The organism is Actinokineospora sp., from assembly GCF_050699995.1.
Taxonomy (GTDB): domain Bacteria; phylum Actinomycetota; class Actinomycetes; order Mycobacteriales; family Pseudonocardiaceae; genus Actinokineospora.
Genome location: NZ_JBOHGC010000169.1, coordinates 1 through 7,427 on the forward strand (window position 1 = coordinate 1; position 7,427 = coordinate 7,427).

Sequence of the window (7,427 nt, forward strand, 5' to 3'; positions counted from 1 at the left end):
GCGACGACCGCCTGGTACTCACCGGCGCGGGAAGACTCCTGGTTCGCCTCGACGGCGCAACCGATCCGGCGGACCTTTACCCACTCGGCGCCCTGCAATGGGGTGCGTTGAGCGATGCCGACATCAAGGCCAGGGTACGGGCTGAGTCGGCGGCCACGGCGCAGAGCCTGGCCGCCGTACACGCACAGCTTGCGTCGTTGCCCCGCGAGGAGGTGCTCGAGCGGCTGGACCGCATCGAGTTCACCCTCGTGCACATGGCGCCGGTGCTGATCCACGTCAACGACCGGCTGTACTCCAATCTCGGCAAGCTCGGCACGCTGCCTGGGAAGTCCATGGGCGTGGGGGACCGGCGGTCGCTGTTCAACCAGCTGCGCGATGTGCCGGTGTCGGGCTGGACGCCGGAGGACGCCTGCTTTGTGGCTTGCCTCAACGCCGTGCTGCTGTCCGGGCCGCCCGTGCGCGCCGAGGAGTTCAACGGGGCGCAGCTTGTTCCGTCCATTGTGGACCGGTTCGTCACCGAGCGGATCAGCTCATATGGGGGAGCCATGCCCGCCGCGCCCGCCGCGGACCTGGCCGAGTTGGAGTCCCGGGCGCTTGAGTGCGCGCGACTGCGGCAGTGCGCTGTCGACGCGGGCAAAAAGCCGTACCGCGTCATCAACGGTCTCAATCTGCACAAGGTCGAGCACCTGATGGGCGCGCCGGTCCTGCTGAGCGATCTGCCCATGAGCCTGCGCGAGCATCTCTCGACGACGCTGGGTGTGACGCTGCCGGAACGTATCGCCGAGCTCGGTCCACTATGGAGCGAGTTCGCGGCCCGGATCATCGACGCGCCCGCGGCTGACCCATTCACCACCATGTTCGAGAGCGTGCTGCACGCGCTGCTGTCCGTGACCGCGGAGTCGTTCGACGCCGACGTGTCGATGAGCCGCGGTCCGGAGCGGTTCGACCCGCTACGGGTCGACCACGGTGACGCCGACCCATTGGCGCTGGGAACCGGAGACTTCTACTGCTGTGTCACCCCACGCGCGGCGTTCGTGGACCGCTTCGGCGACGACCGCGCCGGCTTGGCCAAGGCGGTGGCCGCCTACAGCGCGCGGATGCGGTTCAACACCTGGCACTACCTGCCGCACACGCTGGGGATCGTGGAACGCGAACCGGGCCGTGACGACTGGTTCTTCGCTCCCACGATGCCCGATGTGACCGAGTGGTCCGATCAGCACCACACGGGTCACGTCGTCTTCGGTGTCCGCTACGCGATCCGCGTCCCGTTCGGCATCACCTACGACGGGCGAGCGCTGCCCGGCCTCTACGACTTGCGGCTGATGCGCACCGGTGCGCCCGCGTTCACCGTGGAGGACCTGCGCCACGCGATCGCCGCGGCCGATGTGCTGCGTGGTCTGTATCAGGCGATGTCCGCGTACGCGCCGGTCGTGACCGACTTCGGGAAAGACTGGTACCGGCGCGTCCATGGATGAGGCACTGCGGAACGCCACAGCGGCGGAGATCAAGGCGTGGTACGCCACCGGCGAGCTCTCCCCTACGGAACTCGCCGGTGCGACACTGGCCTTGTTGGTCGATCTCGAGCCCACGCTGCACGCCTTCGTCACCGTCACCACCGAGATGGCCATGAACCAGGCCCGCCACGCCGAGCGCCGCATCCGGGAGCTCGGCCGCGCGGCGTGGGACGGCCACCCGCTGTTGGGCATCCCGCTGTCGATCAAGGATCTCACCCCGACTGCGGGGGTGCGCACCACGCGGGGCTCCGCGAACACGGTGCGGTGGATTCCCGACCGCGACGCGCCCGCCGTGGCGCGGATCAAGCAGGCAGGCGCGGTGATCATCGGCAAGACCACCACCTCCGAAGGCGGGTGGAGTGCGGGCACGGTCAACCCCATCGGGCCACCCGCGGCCAATCCATGGGACCCGCGACGCAGCGCGGGGGGGTCCAGTGGCGGAGCCGCCGCGGCCACTGCCGCGGGCATCGGTGTCGCGGCGTTGGGCACTGACGGGGCCGGGTCGATCCGGGTGCCCGCGGCGTTGTGCGGCGTGGTCGGGTTCAAGCCGACCTTCGGCCGGGCGCCGTACGTACCCGTGAGTCCGGAGGGCCTCTCGCACATCGGCCCTATCGCCCGCGACGTGGCCACCGCCGATGTGGTCGCGACTGTGATCAGCGGCCCGCACCCTCACGATCCGTTCTCCACGCCGCCGCCCCCAGCCCCGGAGTTCACCGACCGGCCGCGGGTGGCGTGGCTGCGCTGGCCGGTCGAGCCCACCGAGCCGGAGCGGGTGGCCCGCGCGGCCGCGGCAACGCTCGCGGCGGAGGTGTCCGAGGTGGACATTCCGTTCGCCGACCCCTACGCCGACCTGGTAACCATTCTCGCCGCCTTCGACGCCTGCCAGGACGAAGCCGACGACGCAGCGTCGGATCCGCACCGGATGCGGGTGGTGCGGCACGGCCGGACGTTGACCGCCGCCGACCTGGCTCGGGCGACGACCCGCCGCGCCGCGCTGCGTCAGTCCGTCGATCGGCTGCTGGTGGAGTTCGACGTCCTGGCCATGCCGACAGTGTGGATCGAGCCGTTCGCCGTGGACGCGTGGCGCCCGGACGACGGGGAGGACCGCGATGGCCTCGGTTGGCTGGCCTGGTGCCGAGCCGCCTATCCGTTCAATTTGACCGGACATCCCGCGATCTCCGTGCCCGCGGGGTTCACCGCGGCGGGATACCCGGTCGGCATGCAACTGGTGGCTCGCCACGGCGCGGACGAGAACCTCGTGCGGCTTGCCGAACAGTTCGAACAACACCGGCCGTGGCGCGGCCGCGACCCCAGGAAGGACCGAGTGCGACCGTGAGTCAGACCTACCTGACGTCCGCGACCGGCAGCGTCGATTTCGTTGCCCGACATGGACTCTGGACCGAGGCCCAACGCGCTGCCGCTGACGAGGTGAGCACGGCGCTTGAGTCGCTGGAGTTCGTGCGTGTGGTTTACGCCGACCCACATGGCATCGCGCGCTCCAAGGTGATCAGCGCCGCTGTCTTCGCCACGGTGCTGCGCAACGGAATGGACTTCAGCCCCGGCCCGTTCGTCTTCGACACCGGCCATGCGGTCGCCATCGACTTCTTCGCCGCGGGCGGTGGTATCGGCGTCGACGAACTCACCGGGGCGGGCGACTTCATCGTGGTCCCGGACCCGACGACGTTTCGGGTCCTTCCGCACACCGGGCGCCCGACCGGCTGGGTGATCGGCGACGAGTACCTGCGCGACGGCACTCCACACCCGCTCTCCGCCCGCGCCGCGCTGCGCCGCCAGGTCGACGCGCTCGCCGTTCGCGACCTGGAGTTCGTTGTCGGACTGGAAGTCGAGTGGTACCTGACCCGCTACACCGACGGGGGTCGACCGGCCCAGATCGGTGGCTTCGGGGTTCAGGGCGACCCGCCCGCGGTGGCAGCGGTCAATGGCGGCTACCAGTTCAACTCCGACAGCCTGCTCGACGCGCTGATGCCGACGCTGGATCCGGTGCTCGACGCGCTTGTCGCCCTCGGTCTGCCGCTGCGCGGCATAGAGCACGAGTCGGGACCAGGGCAGATCGAGTTCACTTTCAACCCGATGCCCGGCCTGGCCGCGGCCGACGCGATGCTGTTGGTGCGCACGATCACCAAGCAGATCCTGGCCCGCGACGGCCACCACGCCTCGTTCATGGCGCTGCCCGCGCTGGCCGGGTTCGACCCCAGCGGCTGGCACCTGCACCAGTCCCTCGCCGAGCGTTCGACCGGACGCAACCTGTTCGTCGCCGAGCCTGGCGGGGCGGCGTTGTCACCGACCGGCATGGCCTACCTCGGCGGCCTGATCGAGCACGCGCCCGCCTCCAGCCTGCTGTCCGTTCCCACGGTCAACGGCTACCGCCGGATGCAAGAGGGCTTCTCGCTCTCGCCGGACCGCATCGCCTGGTGCACCGAGAACCGTGGTGCGTTCCTGCGTGTCCTGGGCGCCTATGGTGATCCCGCCTGCCATGTGGAGAACCGCATCGGCGAGCCGACCGCCAACCCGTACCTCTACCTCATCGGTCAGATCAGCGGGGGCATGGACGGCGTGGGCCGATCGCTTGACCCCGGTCCTCGGGCGGACGACCCGCACGCGGCCACGGCCGAGGCGTTGCCGAAGGACCTGGAGGAGGCCATGGCGGCCTTCGGTGGGAGCACCCTTTATCGCCAGGCCCTGGGGCCCGAGCTGCATCAGTGCTTGTTGGCACTGAAGGCAAGCGAGTGGACACGCTACGTGCAGTGGCTCGCTAAAGTGGAACCCGCCCAGGATGACCTGGTTACCGAATGGGAGCACCGTGAATACTTCAGCACCTTCTGACGGCTACCGCAGGCGGGTGGTTCGCAGCGTCGACGATCTCAGCACGGGGACCGCGGCCGTGGTCCAGGCGTCGGGTGCCAACATGAACTACTCGATGGAGTTCATGCGCGCCTACGAACGGTTCCCGATCCAGCCGGTGCACGGGTGCTACTACATCGAGCTGCTCGACGAGGACGACACCGTCGTGGCGTTCGCCCCGTGTTTCGTACAGGGCGACCCGCTTGGCGCATTCGGCATGGCTGCCGGGGAGCACGCGCTGCTCAGCAATGTCTGGCACTGCTCGGATACCAGGCTCGTCGCCGCGCAGGCGACACCGGAGATCGCGACGGAGCTGCTGGCGGCGATGAAGGACGTCGCGCGGTCGCTCGGTCTGAGCCGGACCGGTTTGATCAACGTCGCCGACGGTTCGCCGAGCGCCGACGCGCTGGCTGCCGCGGGCGTCGACGGCATCCATCTGGACACCCGCTACTGGCTTGACCTGGCCAAGTACGGCAGTGAGGAGGGGCTGCTCGCGTCGATCAAGTCGGCCGATCGCCGCGAGTACAACCGGCACTGGCGGCGGGCCACCGAAGCGGGCGTGAAGATCGTGTCCCGAATGGCGATGCCGGACGAGGACGTCGAAAAGCTCAACCTGCTCGAGGTCACCATGGTACGGGTCGGCTCGGCGGGCTATTACGACGCCGAGAAGCTCGCGGCGTTCCTGGCCGAGACGCCGAACGCGCGGATCATCGAGATCACCCTGGACGACAAACTGCTCGGCTTCGCCATCGTCTTCACCGACGAAACCCGCATGCACGCGTGGGCGTTGGGGTATGACCGCGAGACCAAGCTGACATTCAGTCCGTATTACCTGATGTGGGGGTCGTTCATGCGCTTGGGCTATGAGCTTGGGCTGCCTCGGTTGGAGGCGGGCAGGCGCAACGGCGAGTTCAAGATGCGCTACGGCTTGGTGCCACAGGAACTGAGCGCGTACGTGGTGGACGTGTGATGGGCGGGTTCTCCGTCACACCAGGCCTGCCGGACGACTGGGACGGCGCGGCGGGCGATTGCTCGGCGCTGGGCCGAGCGCGGTGGATCAACTTCGGCCAGTCCTGGTTTCCCGGGCCCTATCACACCTTCGCGCTGCGCGGCGCCGACGGGACGTGCGAGGTGGCGATGGGCGGAGCGGTGCTGCCCGCACCCGCCGCGGTCCCGCGTCGGGACCCGTGGCACATCCTGACGGGGCGGACCGCGGACCTCGGCCTGTTCACCGCCGAGGACCATCCGTGGCCACGCGACCTCGATCCGGACACCGTGTACCCGTGTCTGATGTTGATGTATCCGTACTACGGCACGTTCCCGGTCGGGACGCAGACGGCGGACCCGAGTGGGCTGCGCGAGTTCGTCGACGGGCTGGTGGGGTGGGCCAAGTCCACTGGCATCGCGTCGATCGCGGTGCTCTACCTGACCCCGCGCGCGGACCCGTTGGTTGCCGCGCTGGCCGACGCCGGTTTCGCCACCTCCCTGATGGGACAGCGGTGCGACATGCCGGTCACCTGGTCGGATTTCCCCGGATACCTGAAGTCGCTGCCGAAGAAGTATCGCGACGAGGTCAAGCGTGAGCTCAACCGCATGCGGGAACGCGGTCTGGTGACCGGGATCCGCGCGCTGGCCGACGATGAACCGGAACTGCTGGACCTGCGCTGCAGGCTGATCGCCAAGTACGATGGCGGGGTCAACCGGGCCGACCAAGCGGCGATCTTCGACATGATCCGGCAGTACGTCGACCCCGAGGACATCACGGTGTTCACCGTCAGCGACGGCGATCGGCTGGTGAGCTTCAGTCTGTTCATCCAGGACGGTCGCGAGTGGACGGTGATGCTCACCGGAACGGCATACGGTGAGCCGAACGCCGACTACGGCTACTTCTCGTGCATGTTCTACCAACCGGCGGAACTCGCGCCTGCCAAGGGAATCACGCAGCTGTCCTATGGTTACGGGACGCTGGACGCCAAGCGCCGTCGCGGCTGTCTGCTGTACCCCTACCAGGCCGCTGAGCTACGCCTCTGAACCATGTCGGTCCGCCGCCCCGCGGCGAGGCAGGGGCCGATCAGGCGGTCGCGCTCACCAGCCAGCAGGCCGCGGTGAACCGGACCTCGTCGCCGTGTACGTACGGGGCGAAGGCGGGACGGACGGCGGCGACCACCGCCTCGCGGGTCTGGGTGTCCTCGGTGCTCAGTGCGATCCCCACCGGGCCGAGCCGGGTGAAGTAGCCGACGAGTTCGGATTCCGGGAACACGCACTCGACGTCCACCGGCCGTAGGTCCGGGTCGCGCCAGCCCGCGTCGGACAGGATGCGTTCGACCTTGCCCGCGTCGGCGAAGGCGAACTGGCCCGGCCCATCCGGGTCGCGGGCGGGCAGGTCTGGCAGCAGCGGCGCCGCCGCGGTCTCGGCGGTGGTCATGAACGGGTTCTCCGTGATGTCGCGCCACACGATCATCCGCAGGGCGGCGCCGTCGGCCGCGGCCCGGCGCAGGGTGGTGAACGCCGCGGTCGGGTCGGCGAAAAACATGACGCCGAAGCGCGACGCCACGGCGTCGAACGTGGCGGGCGCGAACTCGTGCGATCCGGCGTCGGCGATGAGGAACCGTGCGTCGACGCCCGCGCGTTCAGCCCGCGCCTGCGCGGCGGCGATCATCGTCGCGGAGACGTCGACCCCGACGCACTCGGCCCCGCCGCGGGCGATGGCGACGGTCGTGCCGCCGGTCCCGCAGCCGACGTCGAGCACCCGCCGCCTGCCCGCGACCTCCTTGGCCAGCAGGTCCTCCAACGGCCGGAACAGGCCGTCCAGCAACCCCTGCGCCTCGACCCAGGCGTTGCCCGCGACCCCGTTCCATCGGGCGCGCTGTTCGTCTTCGAGCGTCATACGGCCATTCTCCCCGTGATCGCCATTACCCGTCGGCGCTAGCCGGACCTTCCTGGCTTTCTTGATCGTTTGGCGTGTCGTCCTTGCTGGCACTGGAGAATCCAGCATCCAGGGTGTATTACCTAAACGTGCCCTCGATCGTCGGTAAACGCATCAGCGGGAAG

6 protein-coding genes are annotated in these 7,427 nt (G+C 69.1%); 5 read left to right on the forward strand and 1 reads right to left on the reverse strand.

Annotation, left to right across the window (positions count from 1 at the left end; all coding sequences use genetic code 11):
• The 5 genes from ACRDSQ_RS09275 to ACRDSQ_RS09295 all read left to right on the forward strand — a co-directional run.
• Positions 1 to 1,475, forward strand: a 1,475-nt coding sequence (locus tag ACRDSQ_RS09275; protein WP_431420432.1) for a hypothetical protein, incomplete at its 5' end; no start/stop codon positions are given.
• A complete protein-coding gene (locus ACRDSQ_RS09280) occupies positions 1,468 to 2,850 on the forward strand; it encodes an amidase (protein ID WP_431420433.1) in 1,383 nt (460 codons plus the stop codon). The genes ACRDSQ_RS09275 and ACRDSQ_RS09280, both read left to right, overlap by 8 nt.
• The gene (locus ACRDSQ_RS09285) at positions 2,847 to 4,358 is read left to right on the forward strand and encodes a glutamine synthetase family protein (protein WP_431420434.1); all 1,512 of its coding nucleotides are present in this window, start codon (positions 2,847 to 2,849) and stop codon (positions 4,356 to 4,358) included. Before ACRDSQ_RS09280 ends, ACRDSQ_RS09285 begins: the two co-directional genes overlap by 4 nt.
• A 16-nt stretch (positions 4,359 to 4,374) precedes the next feature.
• Entirely contained in the window at positions 4,375 to 5,346 is a 972-nt protein-coding gene (locus ACRDSQ_RS09290; protein ID WP_431420435.1) for a GNAT family N-acetyltransferase, read from the forward strand.
• Positions 5,346 to 6,407: a GNAT family N-acetyltransferase gene (locus ACRDSQ_RS09295; RefSeq protein WP_431420436.1), complete on the forward strand. Its 1,062-nt coding sequence runs from the start codon at positions 5,346 to 5,348 to the stop codon at positions 6,405 to 6,407. Before ACRDSQ_RS09290 ends, ACRDSQ_RS09295 begins: the two co-directional genes overlap by 1 nt.
• 40 nt (positions 6,408 to 6,447) lie before the next feature.
• Here the strand turns inward: ACRDSQ_RS09295 and ACRDSQ_RS09300 are convergent, their stop codons facing one another.
• Positions 6,448 to 7,263, reverse strand: a complete 816-nt coding sequence (locus ACRDSQ_RS09300; RefSeq protein WP_431420437.1) for a class I SAM-dependent methyltransferase — start codon at positions 7,261 to 7,263, stop codon at positions 6,448 to 6,450.
• Positions 7,264 to 7,427: the final 164 nt, after the last annotated feature.